The sequence below is a fragment of the Candidatus Atribacteria bacterium genome (assembly GCA_011056645.1).
Classification (GTDB): Bacteria; Atribacterota; Phoenicimicrobiia; order Phoenicimicrobiales; family Phoenicimicrobiaceae; genus Sediminicultor; species Sediminicultor quartus.
In genome coordinates this window covers 1-2,451 of the sequence record DSEL01000176.1, presented here as the reverse complement: position 1 = coordinate 2,451, position 2,451 = coordinate 1, and the positions used below count along the sequence as shown (strand labels likewise).

At 36.2% G+C, this 2,451-nt stretch carries 1 protein-coding gene; it reads right to left on the bottom strand.

Going from position 1 to position 2,451, the window contains the following annotated elements:
- Positions 1 to 670 precede the first annotated feature (670 nt).
- A complete protein-coding gene (locus tag ENO17_07610; GenBank protein HER24896.1) occupies positions 671 to 2,002 on the bottom strand; it encodes an IS110 family transposase in 1,332 nt (443 codons plus the stop codon).
- Between the last annotated feature and the right edge of the window lie 449 nt (positions 2,003 to 2,451).

The following is a 2,451-nucleotide window of genomic DNA, read 5'->3' as shown; positions in this document are numbered from 1 at the left end:
CGCAGGCCCATTAGTTTAAGATGTTTGCAGTGCTGGTCGTAATAAGTTTGGAATCTTGTCTTGGTATCCATTAAATTGCTCCTTGTTTTAGTGAATGATTGGGAAGACAATTTAAGGATAAGTGTAATAAATAAGGGCTGATTAAAATCGCGGGATAAGAGTAAGCTTTTTCTCCGCGAATGCGGCTTCGTCCAACCAATCGCTCAAGCGGACGCGATCACGCGTTGTGATCCACGAAAAGTTTTGTAGTTTATCAAGTGAATGCCGCGCCGCTTAGCTCAGCCTACTTGCTGTAAATCAAGTATTATTAAATAAATTCTCAATACTATTTTGTTAAATTTCTGCCTTTTTAACCATTTTTTAATACTATATCCCGCTGATCAGGACGTACGTATCCTGTTGGTTTCATTTAATAGCCGGAATGAAGGTCCCCTTAATATAGTCCTTTTACCCAACCTTACTTACGTTTATAGCGTTTTATCTATTACGCTAAAATAAATTTTCTTATTCGGTGCAAAAAGGACGGAGACAGCTCACAAGTCAGTTAGACGAAGCGTTCTATTCTTGGAACAGGACCTTCAATGATGCTAAACGGCGAGCCACTCCGACCTTGTTTTAAATGATACCATCACAGGATTTATTACCTGATCTGTTATGCTATGACAAAGAACTAAGCCACTTTTTCAAAACGGCGTTTTTTTAACTCAACCATTCGTTTATACTTTTTCTCTAATTCATGCAATCGCTCAAAACAACCGTTATCCAGATATTCGTAACATCGTTTATCTTTTACCATGGACATGATTAATCTCAGCAGATTACCCGATGAAGCAATGATATTTTTACGATAGCTGCACCTGTGCAACTGACGCTTTACAAACTTGACTCTTACTTCCGGTACATATTTTACCGTTTCCTCGGTCATTCTGTATAGTATCCACGATAAACGTCTGTTGCCGATGTGATTGATATGCCTGGGGCCAACATAGTTGCCCGATTGTGATTGTCGCAGGTTATAGCCGGCATATTTTTCTATCTGTTTATAGTGTTTATATAAACTTAAATCACGCATCTCGGCAATAAACAGAGCAGCTAAATTATCGGATATACCCCTGAGGGAGGTAATAATCTTAAAATAGGGCGTCTGTTTGGCTATGTTGATTATTTCACTGATAATTTGTTTCATTTTCTCTTCTATGGTAACAAGCATGGCCAGCCAGGTATTTAATATTAAACGCTCGGCCAAAGCTTCGTTTTCTTCCATAGGGATGCCGATGCTTTCCGCTGCCAGTTCTTTTAAATGCTCAAGTATTTCTCTGCCATGATTTTTATGGGATATTTTTTCTATGGTTTTCGTTTCTTCATCGACGTCCATATTTATAAAATCTGATGGCAGAAAATACTTACCTAAAAGGTACTGTCCGGTACGTGTATCCAGGTTTAATACTTTATAAAATTCAGGAAATACCCGGTCCATTAATGAATGTATCCTGTTGCGCTGCTGAACATAATTCTTGCGCAGTTTATCATAGGCAATACTTAAATTATGCATAGCCTTTATATCACTGCTGTAATCCCGGTAAAAATCAAAATATCCATCCCTGGCGCTGCCGGCTATTATAAGGGCATCTTTAGGATCCGTGCGTGAAAAATCATGATTAAGCATGGGGCGAGAATTTTTAGTGGTTAAAGGGCTGACCAGTAAAACATCATATCCGGATGATTTTAGAAAATAGCTTAAGGTGCACCAAAGATTACAAGATGTCTCAATGGAGAAAACAATATTTTTATTATTGCTTTTTTCTGTTTGCTGTCTTACTTTTTTTAAGAGTTTTAAATAACCCTGTTTACTATTGGCAAAAGTAAAAGAATTTGTGATAGGCAGGCCATAGTGATTTATAATGGCGGCCTGGTGTTTGTTTTTGGCCGGGTCAATGCCGATGATAATTTTATCCGATATAAACTGCCTTTTGATTTGCAAAGCTTGAAATTTTTTAGTCATAAAAATTCCTTTCTTTTTAGTTAGATAAAAAGAATTTGCATAAAAAAGGCAGTTTTTTAAATAGTTAGGGTTACTTTTGTTAATATAGAAATCGTTATGCTTTCAATAAAATAATTGGAGAAGAAAAAATTAATTTAACCTGGTTACCTCTGAAAATTCTTGAAGATAATTTTCCATGGGATAAATCTTGGAAATTGAATCCTGAAGAATTTACTAAGAAGATTACTCTACACGATTCATATTGGATTACAATGATTATAAATTCTCCATTGGAAAATTCTCTGACCTTCGTCCTCCGGTGGGATTCATTTTGGAACAAGGATCTGGTTGAACATCCAGGATCAAAAGTTTCGACTTGGCCAATATTAGTGATAAAAATCTTAGAAGTTGAAAATATTAAATATTCTGGGGTCGGTTATCAAAGTGATAGTTCTAATATTATCTCTGAT

Coding starts and splice junctions, on each gene's coding strand:
- ENO17_07610 (HER24896.1), bottom strand. CDS start 2,002: ATGACTAAAAAATTTCAAGCTTTGCAAATCAAAAGGCAGTTTATATCG.